Source organism: Anaerohalosphaera lusitana (assembly GCF_002007645.1).
Taxonomy (GTDB): Bacteria; Planctomycetota; Phycisphaerae; order Sedimentisphaerales; family Anaerohalosphaeraceae; genus Anaerohalosphaera; species Anaerohalosphaera lusitana.
This window is the reverse complement of record NZ_CP019791.1, coordinates 2,991,064-3,009,579: the sequence shown is the minus strand read 5'-3', so window position 1 is coordinate 3,009,579 and position 18,516 is coordinate 2,991,064. Positions and strand designations below refer to the sequence as shown.

Annotated in this window: 18 protein-coding genes; 11 read left to right on the top strand and 7 right to left on the bottom strand. The window is 50.5% G+C overall.

Features of this window, described 5'->3' with window-relative positions:
- Positions 1-20: 20 nt before the first annotated feature.
- From STSP2_RS12110 to STSP2_RS12090, 5 genes are all read left to right on the top strand, one after another.
- Positions 21-794, top strand: coding sequence for an amidohydrolase family protein (locus STSP2_RS12110; RefSeq protein WP_146663024.1), 774 nt, complete (start codon positions 21-23; stop codon positions 792-794).
- Positions 795-825: 31 nt separating this feature from the next.
- Entirely contained in the window at positions 826-2,874 is a 2,049-nt protein-coding gene (locus STSP2_RS12105; protein ID WP_146663023.1) for a sodium-dependent transporter, read from the top strand.
- A 7-nt stretch (positions 2,875-2,881) separates the two neighbouring features.
- Positions 2,882-3,283, top strand: coding sequence for a hypothetical protein (locus STSP2_RS12100; protein WP_146663022.1), 402 nt, complete (start codon positions 2,882-2,884; stop codon positions 3,281-3,283).
- A 216-nt stretch (positions 3,284-3,499) separates the two neighbouring features.
- Positions 3,500-4,174 carry an RHS repeat domain-containing protein gene (locus STSP2_RS12095; protein ID WP_146663021.1) on the top strand — a complete coding sequence of 225 codons (675 nt, stop codon included), beginning with the start codon at positions 3,500-3,502 and terminating at the stop codon, positions 4,172-4,174.
- 24 nt (positions 4,175-4,198) lie between these two features.
- A complete protein-coding gene (locus tag STSP2_RS12090) occupies positions 4,199-5,032 on the top strand; it encodes a hypothetical protein (RefSeq protein WP_146663020.1) in 834 nt (277 codons plus the stop codon).
- Between the two features lie 400 nt (positions 5,033-5,432).
- On the opposite strand, the gene STSP2_RS12085 is transcribed toward STSP2_RS12090, so the two are convergent.
- The 3 genes from STSP2_RS12085 to STSP2_RS12075 form a co-directional block, all read right to left on the bottom strand.
- Positions 5,433-6,914: a sulfatase family protein gene (locus STSP2_RS12085; RefSeq protein WP_146663019.1), complete on the bottom strand. Its 1,482-nt coding sequence runs from the start codon at positions 6,912-6,914 to the stop codon at positions 5,433-5,435.
- Between the two features lie 253 nt (positions 6,915-7,167).
- The gene (locus STSP2_RS12080) at positions 7,168-7,362 is read right to left on the bottom strand and encodes an inositol monophosphatase family protein (RefSeq protein ID WP_146663017.1); all 195 of its coding nucleotides are present in this window, start codon (positions 7,360-7,362) and stop codon (positions 7,168-7,170) included.
- 352 nt (positions 7,363-7,714) lie between these two features.
- Positions 7,715-8,497, bottom strand: coding sequence for an inositol monophosphatase family protein (locus STSP2_RS12075; protein WP_146663016.1), 783 nt, complete (start codon positions 8,495-8,497; stop codon positions 7,715-7,717).
- A gap of 429 nt (positions 8,498-8,926) precedes the next feature.
- Here STSP2_RS12075 and STSP2_RS12070 point away from each other — a divergent pair, with 429 nt between their 5' ends.
- The 3 genes from STSP2_RS12070 to STSP2_RS12060 all read left to right on the top strand — a co-directional run bounded on the left by STSP2_RS12070 (position 8,927) and on the right by STSP2_RS12060 (position 11,935).
- Positions 8,927-9,688, top strand: coding sequence for a TorF family putative porin (locus tag STSP2_RS12070; protein WP_146663014.1), 762 nt, complete (start codon positions 8,927-8,929; stop codon positions 9,686-9,688).
- A gap of 144 nt (positions 9,689-9,832) precedes the next feature.
- Complete coding sequence (locus STSP2_RS12065; protein ID WP_205847889.1) at positions 9,833-11,179, top strand: ammonium transporter; 1,347 nt, start codon at positions 9,833-9,835, stop codon at positions 11,177-11,179.
- A 351-nt stretch (positions 11,180-11,530) separates the two neighbouring features.
- Complete coding sequence (locus STSP2_RS12060) at positions 11,531-11,935, top strand: hypothetical protein (protein ID WP_146663012.1); 405 nt, start codon at positions 11,531-11,533, stop codon at positions 11,933-11,935.
- A 340-nt stretch (positions 11,936-12,275) separates the two neighbouring features.
- Here the strand turns inward: STSP2_RS12060 and STSP2_RS12055 are convergent, their stop codons facing one another.
- From STSP2_RS12055 to STSP2_RS12045, 3 genes are all read right to left on the bottom strand, one after another.
- Positions 12,276-12,950 (bottom strand): IS1595 family transposase, encoded by a 675-nt coding sequence (locus STSP2_RS12055; protein WP_146661561.1) that lies wholly within the window; start codon positions 12,948-12,950, stop codon positions 12,276-12,278.
- Positions 12,951-13,823: 873 nt separating this feature from the next.
- Positions 13,824-14,090 carry a MazG nucleotide pyrophosphohydrolase domain-containing protein gene (locus STSP2_RS12050; protein ID WP_146663010.1) on the bottom strand — a complete coding sequence of 89 codons (267 nt, stop codon included), beginning with the start codon at positions 14,088-14,090 and terminating at the stop codon, positions 13,824-13,826.
- 11 nt (positions 14,091-14,101) lie between these two features.
- Positions 14,102-14,500, bottom strand: a complete 399-nt coding sequence (locus STSP2_RS12045; RefSeq protein WP_146663008.1) for an RrF2 family transcriptional regulator — start codon at positions 14,498-14,500, stop codon at positions 14,102-14,104.
- 694 nt (positions 14,501-15,194) lie between these two features.
- On the opposite strand from STSP2_RS12045, the gene STSP2_RS12040 reads away from it, so the two are divergent.
- From STSP2_RS12040 to STSP2_RS12030, 3 genes are all read left to right on the top strand, one after another.
- A complete protein-coding gene (locus STSP2_RS12040) occupies positions 15,195-15,551 on the top strand; it encodes an STAS domain-containing protein (protein WP_169853183.1) in 357 nt (118 codons plus the stop codon).
- A gap of 99 nt (positions 15,552-15,650) precedes the next feature.
- Complete coding sequence (locus STSP2_RS12035) at positions 15,651-16,079, top strand: ATP-binding protein (RefSeq protein WP_146663004.1); 429 nt, start codon at positions 15,651-15,653, stop codon at positions 16,077-16,079.
- 66 nt (positions 16,080-16,145) lie between these two features.
- Complete coding sequence (locus tag STSP2_RS12030) at positions 16,146-16,811, top strand: peptidoglycan recognition protein family protein (protein ID WP_205847888.1); 666 nt, start codon at positions 16,146-16,148, stop codon at positions 16,809-16,811.
- A 1,206-nt stretch (positions 16,812-18,017) separates the two neighbouring features.
- Here the strand turns inward: STSP2_RS12030 and STSP2_RS12025 are convergent.
- Positions 18,018-18,515, bottom strand: a complete 498-nt coding sequence (locus STSP2_RS12025) for a hypothetical protein (protein WP_146663000.1) — start codon at positions 18,513-18,515, stop codon at positions 18,018-18,020.
- Position 18,516 lies beyond the last annotated feature (1 nt).

Here is an 18,516-nt window from a genome sequence, read left to right as displayed (position 1 = left end):
CATGATTTGCGGAATGCACAATGATTACTGACTGCCATACACATATTGCCAATCCGACCAACAAAGCTGAGATCGAGGGCCATCTCGAAGCCTGCTCCAGCGCTGATGCCTGCATCGTACTCGGCTCCGTCGAAAACTCCATCCCAGATTACAACAAGCAGCTCGGCGAATACTGCAAATCTCACAAGAAAATGACCGGCTTCGGCGTTATAAATCCCGTCGAGGACCCCGTCAAAAGCCGTGCCGTCAAAAACCGGATCCGCGACGCCGGCCTCGCCGGCATTGTCCTCTACTGCTCAGAGCACCGATTTCACCCCGCACACAGCAGGGCGATGCGACTCTACGAAGCAGCCGAAAAACTAAACCTCCCCGTATTCTTCCACAACTCCGCGCCTTACAGCTCCGGCGCGATCATGGATTACGGCCGAACCTTCCTACTCGATGAGATCGCACGCCGCTTCCCATCCCTAAAGATCATCATCGGCGGCATGGGAGTACCCTTCGCAAGCGAAACAATCTGCATGATAAGCAAACACGACAACGTCTTTGCCGACCTCACCTTCCGCCCCAACCGAGTCTGGGAGGTCTACAACCTCGTCGTGACTGCATACGAAGCCGACGTAATGGACAAACTGCTCTTCGGAAGCGGCTATCCATTGTCCGGCGTCAACGAGTGTGTCGAAACGCTGCTCGGATTCAACAGGCTAATGGCCGACACGCATCTGCCCGTCGTCCCAAGACAGGAACTGCGAAACATCATCGAACGCGATGCCTTCGCGCTCCTCGGCCTGTAGATCCCCGACAGCCTGAAAATTCGGAGATAACATGCCTGAACTGCTCGAAGAACAGAGAGAGACGTGGGGAACGCGCGGCGGATTCATTCTCGCCGCAATTGGCTCAGCCGTGGGCCTCGGTAACCTCTGGGCGTTCCCATACAAACTGTACGCGCACGGCGGCGGGGCGTTCCTCATTCCATACATTCTCGCCATGTTCTGCATAGGCTTACCCCTGCTCATCCTCGAATTCAGCCTCGGCCACTTCACCCAGCGCGCCGCCCCAGACGCATTCAGACGCTGCAACAAAAAACTCGAATTCGTCGGCTGGTGGGCCATCATCCTCGGCTTTGTCATCGTCATCTACTACCCCACAATCCTCGCCTACTGCTTCAGCTTCATGTGGTACAGCCTCCAGTCCATCTTCACAGGCCAACCCCTCCCCTGGGCAGGCGAAGGCGTAGAAGGCGTCGCACAGGCCAAAACATTCTTCTTCGATACATACCTCTCACACCAGACCGGCACTTCCCTCGGATCCATCCAGTGGCACATCGTCGGCCCGCTCCTGCTCGCATGGACTGCTATGTACCTCTGCATCTTCAAGGGCGTCAACCTTGTCGGTAAGATCGTCTGGCTCACCGTACCCCTTCCGTTCCTCATGCTCGTCGTCCTAACCGTCCGAGGCCTCACACTCGAAGGCAGCATGAAGGGCCTCGTCTACTACCTCGACCCCGTCTGGTCCGAACTCGCCAAACCAACCACCTGGCGCTTCGCTTTCGGCCAGGTATTCTTCTCCCTCAGCCTCGCCTTCGGCGTCATGATCACCTACTCCAGCTTCCTCCACCGCAAGTCCGACATAAACAACAACGCCGCAATAATCACCCTCAGCGATTTCGGCACAAGCTTCGTAGGCGGCATCGCCATCTTCGCCACCCTCGGCGGCATGGCCTTCGCAACCGCCCAGGCAGGCGACCCCGTCGCAGTCGATAATCTCGTCGACAAGGGCCCGGGCCTCGCGTTCGTCGCCTTTCCATATGCCCTCGCTCAGCTCCCCGGCGCAGCCTGGTGGAGCCTCATCTTCTTCCTAACCCTCGTCACTCTCGGCATAGACTCAGCTTTCTCCATCACCGAATCCGTCCTCGCCGGCATCGTCGACAAGACCGGCTGGAAGCGCAGTACCGTCCTCCCCATCATGTCCGCAATAGGCCTCGTCTTCGGCCTGATCTTCGTCACCAACGGCGGCCTCAACTGGCTCGGCGCTGTCGATGGCTTCGTCAACGGCACATGGGGCATCGCATTCCTCGGCCTCCTCGAAGCACTCGTACTCGGCTGGCTCTACAAAATAGAAAACCTCCGCACCCACGCAAACGAACGCTCAGACTGGTACCTCGGCCGCTGGTGGAACCACTCCATCAGAATCGTCATCCCCCTCATCCTCGGCACGCTCTTCTTCTGGTCCCTCAACGATGACCTCACAGCAGGCGGCTTCGTCAAGACCGCCGAAGGCGCACCCAACTGGCCCAACATCTTCGGCCTCGCCCTAATCATCACTGCGCCCATCCTTGCCGTCGTAATGAGCAGCATAAAAACGAAAGACGGCTCACGCAAGGGCTTCCGCCCCCAGCAGGTCGAATTCAAATACCCGCCCACCCGCTCAGGCAAACTCGCCGGCCTCGCCTCCTTCGCCCTCGTCGCAGCCAGCGCTGTAATAGCATACTTCAGCCTGCGCAGCCGCGGCCTCGCCGCAATGGGCATAGAACAAAGGCTCCTCACACCCTTCGTACTCGCCGCCGCCGTAGTCGCCGTCACCACCTGGGTCATGATCAAAAACGACAACAACTACGAAACACCATCCAGGTTCGTCCGCCTCGCAGGCATCATCGCAACCCTCGAACTAAGTGCCTACATCGCCGCCGTACTCATACACCACACCTCCGACGCAAAAACCGCCCACGTCATCCGCCCCGACCACGACACCCTGACCAACACCTCCTACGTAATCCTCTCCGCCGCCATCCTCATAATAGTAACAGGCCTCGGCTGGTGCTTCTACAAAGCAATAACCGTAAACACAGACGAAAACGAAACCAGTACAGAATGACAATCGCATGTTGATTGCTAGCGCAGATAAACTCACTAACCGTTACGATTCCGCCACCACCGGCTATGACGTTACCTGCACCTACGACGACGCGGGCAACACCACCACCGACCAGAACGGCTACCAGTACACCTACGACTACGAAAACCGCATCAGCCAGATCAAGGACGCCTCCGATTCGCTCGTGGCCAGCTTCAACTACGACGCACTCGGCCAGCGTATCCGCAAGGTCGACCACAAAACGACCGCGAACACCCGCATCTACTACTACAACGACAACTGGCAGGTGCTGACCGAATACGACGGCAGCGACACCTTCAAGCGGTACAGGAAGGCATTTGCGAAGCTGCTTTTGAATTTGCGGCCGGAATTTTTTTTCGGCTGGCAAGGCGTGCAAAATTGGCAATAGCCGTAACTATGGCCGATTTTGCACAACACAGCCAGACGGAAAAAGGGCCGCCGCAAAGCAAAATGAGTTTCAAAATGACTTCCCGGTCTACGGCAACTACATCGACGAGCCTCTCATGACCAGCGACACCGCCACGGACCTGTACTACGCCCACGACCACCTCTACAGCACCGCCGCCCTGATCGACACCGCAGGCAACGTCGTCGAACGCTACGAATACAACGCATAGGCAAAGTCACCGTCTACAACGCCGACTACACGCAGAGCTGGCAAAAACCGCAAACCGCAAATCCGTACTTGTACACAGGCCGACGCCTGGATATACTTGACGACGGCTCTTTAAAATTACAATACTCTCGCCACCGTTACTACGACCCCGAAACCGGGCGATTCCTGCAGAAGGATCCGTTGGGGATTGTACCTTCTAGTAGTAAATATAATCCATTTGAAGCCCTTCAGCAGTATTCCAATGGCGTTGGCTTGCAAGTGTACGTCAATAGCGAACCTGTTAATAGCTTAGACCCCTTGGGACTTGTAATCAAGAGCTACAAGCAAGGGGTCCACGTAGGCCTCTTACTCGATGGTACGGATGTTGATTTTGGGCCCAAAGGTGGTAAAGGCGGGCTTTTACCTCAACCTGGAGAGTGCCCTTATATGCACAACAACTTGCCAGGAAGTTCGCCTATGGTACCAACGAAAACGTTTTCTATTGACAAGACAGGGATCATGGAAATGCCGGGTAAAAAGATTAAACAATTTTCATGTGTAACAGAGGCAGAAGCCAAAACCTGCATCATGGCTTGGTGCGCCGATTTTAATAAAAAGAACTATTGTGGTATACATCCAAACTGCAGAACCTTTAACGAAACAGCCACATCAATTGTTGCTTGAAATAGGTGATAAGGGAAGAAATCTATGCGATTTTTACTAATTATTTTGTCATTTGCACTGGCAGGTGGTTGTGTTGCAGAGCAATATCAAATGGAACGGCTTGGTTTAAGCGACAATGGACTGGAAATCCACTCCGATGACACTGGCGTTTATCTTCAAGCGGATGATCGATCTTTACTACTTGAGAACGCAGTTGATGGGGTTGTCCTACCATATACCTATACTTTTGATGACACTGCAAATGAGTTGGTAGTTTTAATCAGTAAGCTTAGCGAGCCCCCGAATGTAATTATTATAGACACCAAGGCTTTTTCGATAATAAAATCATTCAGCATTTGGCCGACCTGTTGCACCGAGAATCATTCCTGGCCCGCTCCCTGGCAGGCAGAAATAGCGTATGACTCGAAGCTGGGGCAACTGGCAATTGTTGCTGACATACATGAAAGTACTTGTATAAATAATTCCGGCTTTGAGGCCGATGATATTCGCTTGCATGGTGTCCGTGTGTTAATGCTTTATGATGTGTCAACAGCTCGCCAGATAGACATGCAGCCTTTATATACCGCAGAAGATAAATACTGGCTCGCCAGTAGCTACGGGGTCATGTTTGCCTCAGGTAACACTGCTATCATAGTTAGTGGCAGCTATGGGGAGCAGAACATTCTCTCTGAATGCCTCGGGCCACATTTTCTTACGACCAAGGGAGTGGTATTGGCCTACAGAGTGAACGCGCTTGGTTTGGATGAGGAGGCAGTCTATTATGACCTGCCAGCTTCAGTTTTACAAAAAGAGTTGGATTGGCTCTACAGCCCAGCAGGTATTTCTTATCTAAACGAAAATGGTGTCGAAAAGATATAGCTACCAAGGTCGACCACATCACGACCGCGAACACCCGCATCTACTACTACAACGACAACTGGCAGGTGCTGGCTGAATACGACGGCAGCGACAGCTTCAAACGGTATTACGTCTACGGCAACTACATCGACGAGCCTCTCATGACCAGCGACTCCACCACGGACCTCTACTACGCCCACGACCACCTCTACAGCACCGCCGCCCTGATCGACACCGCAGGCAACATCGTCGACGCTACGAATACAAGTGTAGCTTCAACCCACCCGCCCCCGCTTAACGCTCATCAACTCCCGCGACAGCGCCTCATGTATCCGCCCGTTCGTCGCCACCGTCTCGAAAGGCCGACCCTCCTCACCGCCCGCAAAATCACTGACAACCCCGCCCGCTACCCGAGCTCATGTCATCCCGATTTCATGAACTTTTCTATTGCTTTCGGGTTGTCTCTGTTCTGGAAGGCATGCAGAGCGGGATCGTTTGTTTTTTTCATTCTTTTTTCGAGTAGTTCGCGCATTGCCCGTATTTCGGCCTGATAGCTTATGTCTTCAATCAGGTTGTTCCTGCCGTCGGGGTCGTTTTTAAAGTCGTAAAATTCCTCAAGCACGCGGTTCTCGAACAGCTCCACGCGGTCGGCGATCTTGGAGTTGGATTTTGCCGCTCGCTTCATAGCTTTGAATGTTAGACCGCTTGTTGAGTCCATCCTCATAGGGCCTGTTCTTTTTGCCCATGGGTTGAAGATATATCCAAAGCGTTTGCTTTGTATCGCACGCATGTCATATCGCCGACCGGCAAAAGTTTTGTGATATTCGGTGAAGACATATTTGCGTTCGGGCTGTTTCACACCATGGAGCAGAGGCATAAAGCTTGAGCCGTCCATGTCCGTGACGTCTTTGATTCCCGCTGCTTCGAGGATCGTCGGCATGTAGTCAATGCCGGAGATCATGTGCTGTGAATCTATGGTTCCAGGTTTTACTTTACCCGGCCATCTCACGATCCATGGAGTTTTTGTGCTTGTCAGGTAGCAGTTTGATTTTGCGAAGGGGGCGGATATACCGTTGTCGCTGAGGAACATTACCAGTGTGTTCTCAGCGAGTCCGGTTTCTTCAAGTGCCTTCAGAACCGCGCCTATGGACTGGTCGCACCGATGTACAGATGTGAAATACTGGGCGATTTCTTTTCTCACATCAGGCAGATCGGGCAGAAAACCGGGTACCGTCACTTCTTCGGGTTTGATCCAGCGGGTCACTTTTGGCAGATCGTGCCCCCAGGCTCTTTCTTCCTGCTTGCTGCCTGCGAAAGGGCGGTGGGGGTCGTGAGAGTTGGCATTGAGGAAGAAAGGTTTGCCCTGCTTCTTCGAAGATTCGAAAAATTTCTTTGCGTAATTGTAATACTTTTCTGGCGATCTGCCGATGCCTGCGCCCGAAGCGAGTTCAGCCTCGGTGATGTAATAGTCCCAGGCGTATTTGTGTTTGGGTCTCATGTGTCTCTCTTTGCCGAGCACGCCGTTGATGTATCCCGCTTTGCTCAGTATTTCACCGAGGGTCGGGAGGTCTTCATTGATGGGCTCGAACCCTTTTGCGCCATTTGTGTGGGGATATCGACCAGTCATGATTGACTGACGGCACGGCTGACAGACGGCGATGTTTACATGGGCATTCGTGAACTTCACACCATCGGCCCCAAGGCGGTCGATATTGGGAGTTATATCGGGTATCTCGCAGCCAAAGCACCCAACCGAATCATAGTTGAGGTCGTCGGCAGTCAGCAGAAGAAAATTTGTCGGTTTCTCAAAAGATTCCTCTTCCGCTAAGCAGGGGAGCGACATCAAAGGAAGAGCAAAAACCGCCGAGTTGCAGTATTTAATAAAATCGCGTCTTTTCATCATACCAGTCCAAGACAAATTTCTCTTTGAAAAGTTATAGAAGCTGTTTTGAAATGACTTCTAAAATATTATCTCCGGTTTTGAAGTAGCTTCTAACAGTAACTTGCACAAAACAGCCAAAAGTTGCCCGAAGACGCAGCCATAATAATGGTTCTCAGCGTAATAACACAAGTTCTTTCTTAGAACGATCGCCCTAAATCCTCAAGTGTAAAAAACAATTACAAACTCTTGGCATACTAAACGTTTGTGCCATACCTCAACCAACCTGCCCCCGCTTAACGCTCATCAACTCCAGCGACATCACCTCATGTATCCGCCCATTCGTCGCCAGCGTCTCGAAAGGCTGACCCTCCTCACCCCCCGCAAAATCACTGACAACCCCGCCCGCTTCCTTCACGATCAGCACACCCGCCGCAAAATCCTCTCTGTATCTTCCAATTTCCGCTGCCATATGACAATAATGTAGTGTGGCGACTGTTGAATTACGAATTTGTAGGATCAGCCTAAGCCGCAACCCCTTTGCTCTGGCAAAGCTTTACGGCCGTAAGTGGTTGCCAGTAATGATGATATAGTTTTTTTAAGTTTAGTCAATTCTCTGGCACATCGGTTGCTCTTTGATCTATCGCGTCTATTAGGCCGGAGGAAAGTTCAAGGGGTCCGACACCTTCGCTGATAAGGCTGATTGTAAGAGTGTGTGTTGAAATAGGTAAAGGAGTCGGACACCTTTACCTATTATGAGCGTGATTAAAAGTGCATAAAACTAGAACCCTTTGCAGCAAGATGGAAGGTGTGGTTGCGGCGGATCAGTCTCCTGGCCGCATCTGCACCTCCATCAACTCCCGCGACAGAGCCTCATGTATCCGCCCGTTCGTCGCCAGCGTCTCGAAAGGCCGACCCTCCTCTCCGCCCGCAAAATCACTGACAACCCCGCCCGCTTCCTGCACGATCAGCACGCCCGCCGCAACATCATATATCTGCAGGTTCAGCTCCCAGAACCCGTCCAGCCGACCGCATGCCACGTACGACAGATCCATCGCCGCCGACCCGTACCGTCGCACCCCGCGTATTCTCGTCACGATCTCCGCAAAGTACGGCAGATTGTTATGCTCCAGGTTCTGCCTCACGCACGCAAACCCCGTCCCAAGCACACTGTCGATCAGTCGCTCCCGATCCGACACGTGTATCGCCTCACCGTTCAGCGTCGCCCCCTTACCTTTCTCCGCCATAAACAGCTCCCCCAGCACCGGCGCATTAACCGCCCCCAGCACCGTCTCCCCGTCCTTCTCCACAGCCACCGACGTACTGAAGAACGGCTGATCATGCACGAACGAAGTCGTTCCGTCGATCGGATCGATTATCCACCGATACTCCCCGCCCTCATGCTCACCTGTCTCTTCACCGACGATCGCATGATCCGGATACCGCTCCTTGATCTGCCCGACCAGGTACTCCTCCACAGCCACATCCGCCTCGGTCACCAGGTCTTTCTCACTCTTGCGATCCACCTTCACCTCGCCCAGCCGCTGCTTCTGCTCCAAAGCAACCCGCCCAGCCTCGATCATTATATTCTTCAAAAACTCTCGCATATCTTACTCTCGATCAAAACCCAGTTAATCTCGCCGTTAAAATCAGCCGCACGAACGCAACATTGTACCCACCGACCCCGCCGCTAACAAGAACGCATTTCGCCAGATCAATACCGCTGCCCAGCCGGAACACATCACCTAAGATCACCCTTACATCCTCTCAGAACCTACCGATTTTGCTATTGCTATGCCACAATAATGTAGCGTGGTCCGGTCTATGTTACAAAATTGTAGGGCCATTCCAGGTCACGGCCACCTTACCCGGTCAATGTTTCTCGACTGTAAGTCCTTTTCAATAAGCATGATACATTTATTAAAAATTTTTCTTCAAATCTCTGGCACATCAATTGCATTTATCCATCGCGTCTACAGGCCTGTAAAGTGACGCTATTTATCTGCAGCACCACAATTTTTTAAGGAGAACGAAAAATGGTTAGGACAATTGGTTTTAGCATCTTAGCATTGGCGCTTGTCGGCATAGTTCCGTCGACCGTCCAGGCCGCGGACGACGAGCTGGGATTTGACGTCACTGGCGGATTCTTCAGCAAGTATGTCTGGCGGGGTCAACTGATAACCGACGACTACGTCTTTCAGCCGGACATCAGCGTCAGTTACAAAGGTTTCACCGGCGGGGTATGGGGCAATCTCGAACTGACTGACTACAGCGACAACGAAGGCGAATTCACAGAAGTGGATTACTACTTCGACTATTCAGCCGCCACCGGCATTGACGGCGTGGGCTTCTCAGTCGGTGCGATCCATTACGATTTCCCCTCCGGCGGAGGCATCGAAGGCACCACCGAACTTTACTGGGGCCTGGATTTTGACGCACCCCTTGATCCGTACATCGTCGTCTATCACGATATCGACGAGGTCAGCGGCACATACGCAACTGCGGGCGTTTCCAAATCTTTCGCAAACTTCATCGAAGGCATCGATATGGAAGTCGGCGCCTCTATCGGCTGGGGCTCCAGCGAATACAACGAGGGCTACTGGGGCGTTTCCGAATCGGGCTTCAACGACCTGACCGTCTCAGCCGCCTGGCCGACCGCTCTCGGCGAAACCGGCTGGACCTTCACCCCGAGCATCAGCTACGTGACTCTCGTCGACAACGATCTCAGGGATTCCGACGCCTTCGGAACCGCCAGCGATCATTTCTATACGGGCCTGAGCTTGTCCACCAGCTTTTAAAAAGTCCGTTAACTATAACAAAAAGGGCAGAGCAAATAGATTAACAAGAATTTTCTCGAGTGCCTGTTGATTCGGACCGGAGCACCTCCCTCCGGTCCGTCTCACAGGTTTGCATTCGTAAACAATACTACAAGGAAAGGAAAAATGGTGAAAAAGAAAGTCTCAAAGCAAATACCCATCCTCGCTGCGGTTATGCTTTGCAGTGCAGGTACGGTCCAGGCAGCCGAATCGCAGGCCCAGAGCATCGCCGACCTGAAAGTCGGCCTCGACACGGTTTGGGTGCTCCTTGGCGCCTTTCTCGTGTTCTTCATGCAGGCAGGCTTCGGTATGGTCGAAGCCGGCTTCATTCGCGCAAAGAACACCTGCAACATATTGACCAAAAACTTCCTGGACTTCTGCATGGCTTCAATTGGCTTTTTCATCATTGGTTACGCACTGATGTTCGGCGACGGAAACGGTTTCTCAGGCCTCAAGGGCTTCATGCTCGTAGGTGCCCAAAGCGGTGCCGATGTGCCGCTATTCGCCTTCTGGCTCTTCCAGGCAGCATTCTGCGGAGCAGCCGCAACCATCGTAGCAGGCGGCATGGCCGAACGAATGAAATTCACCGCATATCTTGTATATTCCTTTATCATTTCTGCCCTGGTCTATCCCATCGTTGGCCATTGGGTGTGGGGCGGCGGCTGGCTGGCCCAGATGGGATTCGCCGACTTCGCCGGTTCCGCCGTTGTCCACACCACCGGTGGAGTCGCTGCCCTGGTCGGTACCATACTACTCAAACCGCGAAACGGAAAATACGGAGCCGACGGAAAGCCAAAGGTCATCTATGCCCACAGCATTCCGCTCGCCGCTCTTGGCGTTTTCATCCTCTGGTTCGGCTGGTTCGGCTTCAATTGTGCTTCGACCCTCGCAGTTGGTGACGGCTCCCTCATCGGTCGCGTCGCCATTAATACCAACCTCGCCGCCGCAATGGGCGGGGTCATCTCCATGGTCACCGTATGGAAACGCTTCGGCAAGCCCGACCTCTCCATGGCCATGAACGGAGCTCTCGCCGGTCTCGTCTCCGTAACCGCACCCTGTGCTTATATCGAACCCTGGGCCGCAATGGTCATAGGCGGAATAGGCGGCTGGATCGTCGTACGCGGCGTCGAACTGCTCGACCGGTTCATGGTAGACGACCCTGTAGGCGCGTTCCCCGTGCACGGCCTCTGCGGCATCTGGGGCACCCTGGCTGTCGGCATATTCGGCAAATCCGCTCTCGGACTCGCCAAAAACGGCCTGGCCTACGGCGGAAGCCCTGCACAGCTCCTGATACAGGCCGCCGGCGTCGCTGCCGTAGCCGTCTTCGTACTCGTCTCGATGGGACTCGTCTTCAAGCTAATAGACGTAACCATCGGCCTCAGGGTCAACGATAAGCACGAACTCGAGGGCCTCGACATTGCCGAACACGGCATGGAATCCTACGGCGGCTTCCAGATATTCAGCAGCGCCTGACCTAAACTGAACCAGACATGATATAAAAAGGGGCGGCCGATCCAACTCAGCCGCCCCTTATCCAATTCACTCAGATCAAGCCTGCTTTCGCAAACCCAACCACCCACACCACCGACGACATCACCCAGGATGCCCCGAAAACCGCAAATCCGTACTTGTATACAGACGATACCTGTATATACTAGACGGCGGCTCTTCGAAATCTTTTAATTAGGTGTGACGTTTACTTGCGGCTTTGCTGATTTTCGAGAGCAAAATGTTACGTGATAGCAGTATCAGCAACAGTCGCACTTATTGAAGCTGTAAGCAGATGGGCCCCATTTCTCTGGATGTAATTTATTGGAGCAGCAAGTGGATAGTGACAAAGTATACAAGAAACTGTTTCCGAAAAGATTTGTAAATATGAAATTGTATGCGACTATCTTGTTGATAGTTGGGTGTTTACTTAACCCGATAATAAAAGAAGTTTCTTATTTTATTGTCGGATATTCGCTCGCTGTCATTGGCATATTTTTGAGACTAGAAAAAATTATAAAAAGCAATATTGTGGCGACCCCTGTGACAAAATTATTTAACGACAAAATGCAGTTAATAGATGATAAAAAAGGCTGGGAGATAAAAGCCAAAAAACACAGTGGCGCGGTAAGGCGACTTGACTTAGACGGCGAGAGCATCTTTGTCTTTACTCCGGGAATAGTTGTTGGCAGAGAAAAAACGGAGCAAAGCGAAACGGGTGAATTGAAGGAGTCCAGTTGAAGTTGTTGTCAAGATTTCAGTGCTGACCAAGGATAATATGGAATTAACAAATCTCCAGACACATGTAGGGCTGGTCGGTCGCGATAGCTTAGTTGACCAGGTTAGAAACTACCTTACCAAGCGATTCATGGAACAGCATAAACTGAACCCTATCCCGTCAGTCATTCAGTCACTCAAAGATTTGCAGGTTAACAGAGAATCCTCATACAGCCACGCTTTGAGAACGGCTGAGTTTAACCTTGACGGAAAAAAGAAGGCATGCGGCCATCTTGGCGCGTCTGTCAGGAACCCCGGACATAGAAAGTTATTTTGATGAAGGTTCAAGGGAAGATAACTTGGATTAAATTGGGTTCTTTCTGAGTATTTTTAACAGTAACTTGTACAGGTTATCGTGTCGATGGTTAAATCTAAATTCACATTCTTTCAGGTGCAGAGCAAAGGTACCTTTGCTGATTCCTCGAAACTTGTTGAGCCGACCTTTGGCAATCGCCCAGAAGTTCTCAATTCCGTTAATGTGATTGTGGCCTTCAGCAAATTCGTTTTCACCATGTTTGACGCGATAGTGCTTCTTGTAGCCAAAGTCAACCAGGCCGTCATAGGTTTTGAAACCATCGGTGTACACGATCGAATCCTTATCAACCTTTTGCTTTATAATGGGCATCAGCGTGCTTTTAGAGCAGTTTCTGACCACCTGCGTGTAGACCTTGCCGCCGCGTTTGATCAGGCCGAAGACAATGTGCTTGCCCTTAGCACCACGGCCTCGAACGCCACGCACCCTTCGGGCTCCGAAATAGCTTTCGTCGATCTCAATCTCGCCGACGTCAAACGGACTTTGCTGCTGACAGTATTCGGCGATCCGTATTCGAATTTTGTAAAGAATCGTGTTGATGGTCTTTCTCGAAAGACCAGTCAGCTCAGCAATTTTGGTGGCCTCGATATCCAGGGCGAACAGCTTTACGATCTGCCGGAATTTGGCCTCCGAAATTTTTGAACGCTTTTTGTACTTGTTAATCATTGTGGGATAATAACTTAACGCCATCTACAGTCAAGTTATCTTCCCTTGAACCTTGATGAATATCTCTGTGCCTGCTTTACAGATGGAACCACGATTGAAGCATGCACATTGGACAAGGAAAAGACCAAAACGCATATTTTTCTTAATGGCGAAAAGATCGGCCGTAGTGTAAATAAAAAGGGTCAGACACCTTTTATTGCTCGTAAATGCTTTTTTAACAATGATTTACATTTTGGTGTCATGTTTGGGCCCGCTCTGTAGCACCATGGTTGAAGCCCACCTGTACATCCCAAACGAAAGATCATCACAAAACATCAGCCAACCAAATCAACGTCCCAACAACCCCGACCATCTACCGCACACACCAGCCGCATAATTTCATAGTCCGCCGTGTAAATAAAAAGGGTCAGACACCTTTTTATTGCTCGTAAATGCTTTCTCATCAATGACTTACATCTTGGTGGCATGTTTGGGCCCGCTCTGCAGCACCATGGTTGAAGCCCACCTGTACATCCCAAACTGTCAAGCCCGAACAAAAGATCATCACAAAACTTCAGCCAACCAACTCAACGTCCCAACACCACGACCATTTCCCGCACCCACCAGCCGCATAATATTTATAAAAAAGTCCGCCGAGAATGGACCCTACGGCAAGTACGTCGGAGGCGCGGCTGTTAAATTCTGCCCCGGCCCAACCACCAAAACAACTCACCAACACAGCCGAACGGAAAAAGGACCCCCGAAAGACAAATCTGAGTTTTGAAACAGTTTCTTAATACTGCGACAGCACAGTTGAATGTTCCACATTGTTCCGTGATGAACCCAAAAAAAGGCGGGGCTCCAAAGAGACCCACCTTGTAAATTCGCCGGCTTTTACTTAAAGCCTTCGATATCATTCTCAACGTATTTCTTTGTGCACGCCTTGTCCAGGTCAATACCGTTTATATTGGCCAGTGTGCAAAGCCATGCTAATACGTCTGCGAATTCTTCCTGCTTGTTTTCAAAGTCATCCTCTGCAAGCGCGGTTGCAAGCTCGCCCACTTCCTCAACGAACCACATGAAAGTGGCCGGCGTTCCGCGCTCCAGGTCTCGTTGCTCGTACTTGTTGCTGATCCATTCCTGAAACTGCTTTATTTCCATATCTTCTCAGCTTAGCCCTTAAGAAGATCAGAAAGCTTAGCACTGCCGAAGATTTCCTTAACCTGCTCTGTAGCATTTCTGCATACTTCTTCCATCTTGATGCTGAAAGGAGCGTTGTTTGTCTGTTCTGCAAGGTGCAGGTGGCTGATCATCGGGCCGTCAACGGCTTCAATGATCTGCAGCAGCGTGATTTCCTCAGCAGGGCGTGCCAGGAAGAAACCGCCGCGTGGGCCTCTCTTACTTCTCAGTACGTTTGCACGTACAAGCTGCTGGAGGATCTTCAGCAGGTATTCCAGCGGAATGTCATATTCCTTAGAAACTCTTGCAGCCAATACTGCGCCGTCTTTGTAATTCTGGGCGATGTAGCCCACAGCTACCAGTGCGTAACCTGTCGATCTGCTAATCTTCATTTGTCATCTCCGTATTAAAGTTATAAAAATGCTTGATCGCCTATTTGAGTACATGCTTTTTAAGTTCATTAAGAGCGGGTTAAGTTGTAATTCAACCCGACCTCTCTGTGCTCTTTATGTCTTCATACTCTATTTACTGTTAAAAGTTCACAATACGCAAGAGAAATTGCCGAAAAAAAGCAAAATAAATCATAAAATAGCTTTCTTATTCTTTTCGGCTTATACTATTAGGCATGCAAGAGTCACTAATGTACTTAGGGCGGTATTATCCAAAATTGTCAGGTACTTGCAAGAGATATTTGCTCGAAATACAAAAAAACTTTTGGCATACGGTATCGTCCTTATTATCTAGTAGTAGTAAGTATCACTTGACAATTCCCATATTTCAATTTCGCCAACAAAACCCAACTCAAGCAGCAAAAACTTCGTTTTTTGCCTAGAAATCGGGAATTCTGCCTGGTTTTTTGAATTTAAAAGTTTACAGCTTCTCACATCATTCACGCTGGCAGCAGAATCCCTGGATCGGAAAATTGAGATGAATCATGTGCGGACAGGCATTTCGGCAGTGGGTGCGGCAGTCATAATATTGCAGTTTTCGGGCCTAAACTGCCGACTGAGATAACGTACTGCTTGACATTTGTCTTGCGGTGGGCTATCTTCACGAGAATTAATGTGCCGTATAATGGAGTGCAAAATGGAACAATCAAGCCCGAAAATTGCTGTTCAGTACGTTGGTGATGTGGTTCTTGTGGTGCCGACTGATGAGAAGTTGTTGGAAGAGCCCGACATACAGGCCCTGGAAGACTCTATACTGCCGCTGGTCGAGGACGGCACAGGGGTGGAGCTGGTGATCAGTTTCGAGAATGTGAAATTTCTCAGCAGTGCGGTTCTGGGATTGCTAATTCGTTTGAGCAAAAAGGTTTACGAAAACCAGGGCAAGATGCACCTTTGCTGTATCGACCAGAAGATCTACGAGATTTTCAAGATCACCCGGCTGGATAAGGTTTTTGAGATATATGACAGCAGGGACGAGGCTGTTTCTTCGTTCTAAGTGCATTTGCTGCAGATACTTAGATGGGATATTTTCATAGATTTTTGAAAATCGCGCACCGATTTTTCAGTTCATTCCTTTACAGGACGATATCTAGTTATGGAGCCTCATTCAGCCGAACGCAAGAAGATGGTCATACCGAGCACCAACGATGGTGTGCGGTCGGCCTGCCGACGGCTGATCGGCGAGGTCAAAGACGGTAATTTTACCGAGGAAGAGGTGTTCGCGATACACCTGGCTCTGGAAGAGGCGGTGGTCAATGCTGCCGAGCATGGAAACGGGATGGACCCGGATAAGGAAGTGACGATCGAGTGGTCGATCGGGCGTGAGAAATTTGAGATAGATATCTGCGATTGCGGCAGGGGTTTCAAGCCCGATGAGGTGCCGGATCCGCGGTGTGACGAGAATCTTGAAAAGCCCTCCGGCAGGGGGGTTTTGCTGATGAGAGCATACATGGATGTAGTCGAGTTCAACAACTGGGGCAATTGTGTGCACATGGAGAAACACCGGAAGGGCAAGGAAGAATAGAGGAAGGTATTATTTTGCATGGACGGGCCCAGCCGTCGGGAAGGGTATATGGACAGAAGAGCGTTTTTGAAAAGGATTGGCACTGCTTCGGCAGGAGTTGTATTTACAGCGATAGCAGGGGGTTGCGGTGAAGAGCAGATGGCGCAGCCGGTGATAGTCGGCCGGGCCGATTACAGCAGGCCCAAGCTTAGGACGCATGAGGCTGAGCCGGTCGAGCCAACTCCGAAATACTCGCGAAGGCGGGCGTATCCAAGCAACTGGTATCCGGAGAAGGACAAGGAAAAGAAGTGGCGTGCGGTCATTGTTCATCACTCCGCGACGGGGACCGGATGTGCGTCGGTTTTTCATCAGTGGCACAAGTATCAGCTCGGCTGGGACGGCATCGGGTATGACTTTGTGATCGGCAACGGCAGCGGCAGCGGTGACGGCGAGGTAGAGGTCACTTACCGCTGGCGGACACAGGTGACCGGGGCGCATGCCAAGGCGGCGAATAACTGGGCGAACCGGGATGCTATCGGCGTGTGTCTGGTGGGTAATTTTAACGATTCGAGGCCCACGAGCAATCAGCTCAGATCGCTTGCGAAACTTACAGATTTTCTGCAGCGGCGGTACGGTATTTCGGACAGCAATGTATTTGGTCATCGTGATACGCCGAGGCTGGTGAAGGCGACGGATTGTCCGGGCAGACACTTTCCGTGGCGCACATTCCAGAATATGCTGGCTGCGAAATAGCGGGTAGGATTTCCGGGCGATAAAGTGGGTTGGTGCGCATTTTGTGATATTTGCTTTTTAGCTGTTTTGCGTCACTGCAGGTGCGTTTTTTGTTGTTGAAGAGGGGGGTTGGGGCTGTCCTGCGGTTCAATTCTATCATTTTATCAGTCTATCTATTGGTGAATTATGTAGGTGCACAGGGCCGGTTAATGGGGTTGTGACCGTTTTGTGATGCCGTTTTTTGGGGGTCTGGTGCATGGTGAGGAGATATGGGTGAATGTAACCAGCGGGGGATGTTTAAATGGGCCAGTTTTGAAAATCCGTGGGTGATTATAGGGTGGGAAAATGGGTGTTTTTCTCCTTTGGATATGGGGTGAATTACAGGGGTGGACACTTAGTAAGGTAAGACTTTGGGTCAAATCGGCTGATTTCGGGCGATTTTGAGGGGGCAAAAGTAGGGTAAAAACGAGCAAAAGTGGTATATAGGTGGGGTGAAAATGGGGTAAAAGTGGGTGAAAAGCGACAGGCTGTTTCCTACCTGTCAAGTGGGAGATTGGAGAGGGAAAGTTTTCACCAAGAAGGGCACGAAGGAGCACGAAGAAAGGGCTGGAGGGGTGCTTTATCAATAATGATAATCATGATCAATACGGGGTGGGGGTTTGATGTTTTTGCTATGAAGTATCTGGAGTCGGTGTATGTCTTTTTCTTTTTTAGTTTTTGGTGTGTTCGAGTAGTGCGGGAGGGGCTCTGGGCGTTGCTTTGTATTTGCACCGTCAGGGTGTTTTTGGGCGTGCATGCGGACCCGTGATGTTCTCTGGATCCCAAATCAAGTTTGGGATGACACAATGGATGCATAATTATCTCTATTTGGGTAAATGTAGGTTTGGGCTGCCGCAAAATTTAACAGCCGCGCCACGACGTACTTTCCGCTGGGTCCATTCTCGGCGAACTTTTTTTGTTAATATTATGCGGCTAGTGGGTGCGGTGAATGGTCGGATGTGTTTGGACGTTGATTTGGTTGGCTGAAGTTTGGTATGATCTTTTGTTTTGGGCTTGACAGTTTGTGGTGTGCAGGTGGGTTTCAACCATGGGGCCGCTGACGTGGGTTAAGGTGTGCGAGACAGATAAGTCCTTGTTAATAAAGCACTTATGAGCATATTAAAGGTGTCTGACCCTTTTTATTTATTTGACCCTTTTTATTTATTCCGTTCCATATCAGTTTCTTAATTATTTTGACATTTTTAAATCATGATCTAAATCAGTGGTCAGAAAATAAACTCTATTTTTTTCATCATTCTGACGTATGACAACAAATCCATTATAATACATCGGCTTATTGGATGAGAATGTATTGTTAAACTCTTTGCTATATAGAAGTTTGCCAGGCGGCACTATTTCGTTCAATTTTACTGGCAACATGTTTCGATCTATAGGTTCAAATGAATAATCATTTTTTAAGGACAGCATGCCAGCCTGGCTAAGGTCTGCATAGCCTCGAATTATCACCTTAAAATCAGATGGGGCTGGTAAAATATCGCGTTTGCGTTCTGATTCAATAGTAAATTTACAGTTAATTAGCGCATAACCTTTTAGATTTGCGAGACCTTTTAGCAACTCTGAAGTTGACGTGCTCTGCCGAGTTGACGTTTCTTTGCAACCAATAAAAGTGCTACAAATTGCGGCCGCAAATAAAAATCCTAGTATCTTGTGTTTGTAACGTGTCATA

What these genes read in the sequence shown, in the direction of transcription:
- STSP2_RS12045 (WP_146663008.1), bottom strand. Translation starts at nt 14,500, where the DNA reads ATGAAGATTAGCAGATCGACAGGTTACGCACTGGTAGCTGTGGGCTAC.
- STSP2_RS12040 (WP_169853183.1), top strand. Translation starts at nt 15,195, where the DNA reads ATGGAACAATCAAGCCCGAAAATTGCTGTTCAGTACGTTGGTGATGTG.
- STSP2_RS12055 (WP_146661561.1), bottom strand. Translation starts at nt 12,950, where the DNA reads ATGATTAACAAGTACAAAAAGCGTTCAAAAATTTCGGAGGCCAAATTC.
- STSP2_RS12090 (WP_146663020.1), top strand. Translation starts at nt 4,199, where the DNA reads ATGCGATTTTTACTAATTATTTTGTCATTTGCACTGGCAGGTGGTTGT.
- STSP2_RS12025 (WP_146663000.1), bottom strand. Translation starts at nt 18,515, where the DNA reads ATGACACGTTACAAACACAAGATACTAGGATTTTTATTTGCGGCCGCA.
- STSP2_RS12085 (WP_146663019.1), bottom strand. Translation starts at nt 6,914, where the DNA reads ATGATGAAAAGACGCGATTTTATTAAATACTGCAACTCGGCGGTTTTT.
- STSP2_RS12050 (WP_146663010.1), bottom strand. Translation starts at nt 14,090, where the DNA reads ATGGAAATAAAGCAGTTTCAGGAATGGATCAGCAACAAGTACGAGCAA.
- STSP2_RS12065 (WP_205847889.1), top strand. Translation starts at nt 9,833, where the DNA reads ATGGTGAAAAAGAAAGTCTCAAAGCAAATACCCATCCTCGCTGCGGTT.
- STSP2_RS12070 (WP_146663014.1), top strand. Translation starts at nt 8,927, where the DNA reads ATGGTTAGGACAATTGGTTTTAGCATCTTAGCATTGGCGCTTGTCGGC.
- STSP2_RS12110 (WP_146663024.1), top strand. Translation starts at nt 21, where the DNA reads ATGATTACTGACTGCCATACACATATTGCCAATCCGACCAACAAAGCT.
- STSP2_RS12105 (WP_146663023.1), top strand. Translation starts at nt 826, where the DNA reads ATGCCTGAACTGCTCGAAGAACAGAGAGAGACGTGGGGAACGCGCGGC.
- STSP2_RS12035 (WP_146663004.1), top strand. Translation starts at nt 15,651, where the DNA reads ATGGAGCCTCATTCAGCCGAACGCAAGAAGATGGTCATACCGAGCACC.
- STSP2_RS12080 (WP_146663017.1), bottom strand. Translation starts at nt 7,362, where the DNA reads ATGGCAGCGGAAATTGGAAGATACAGAGAGGATTTTGCGGCGGGTGTG.
- STSP2_RS12100 (WP_146663022.1), top strand. Translation starts at nt 2,882, where the DNA reads ATGTTGATTGCTAGCGCAGATAAACTCACTAACCGTTACGATTCCGCC.
- STSP2_RS12075 (WP_146663016.1), bottom strand. Translation starts at nt 8,497, where the DNA reads ATGCGAGAGTTTTTGAAGAATATAATGATCGAGGCTGGGCGGGTTGCT.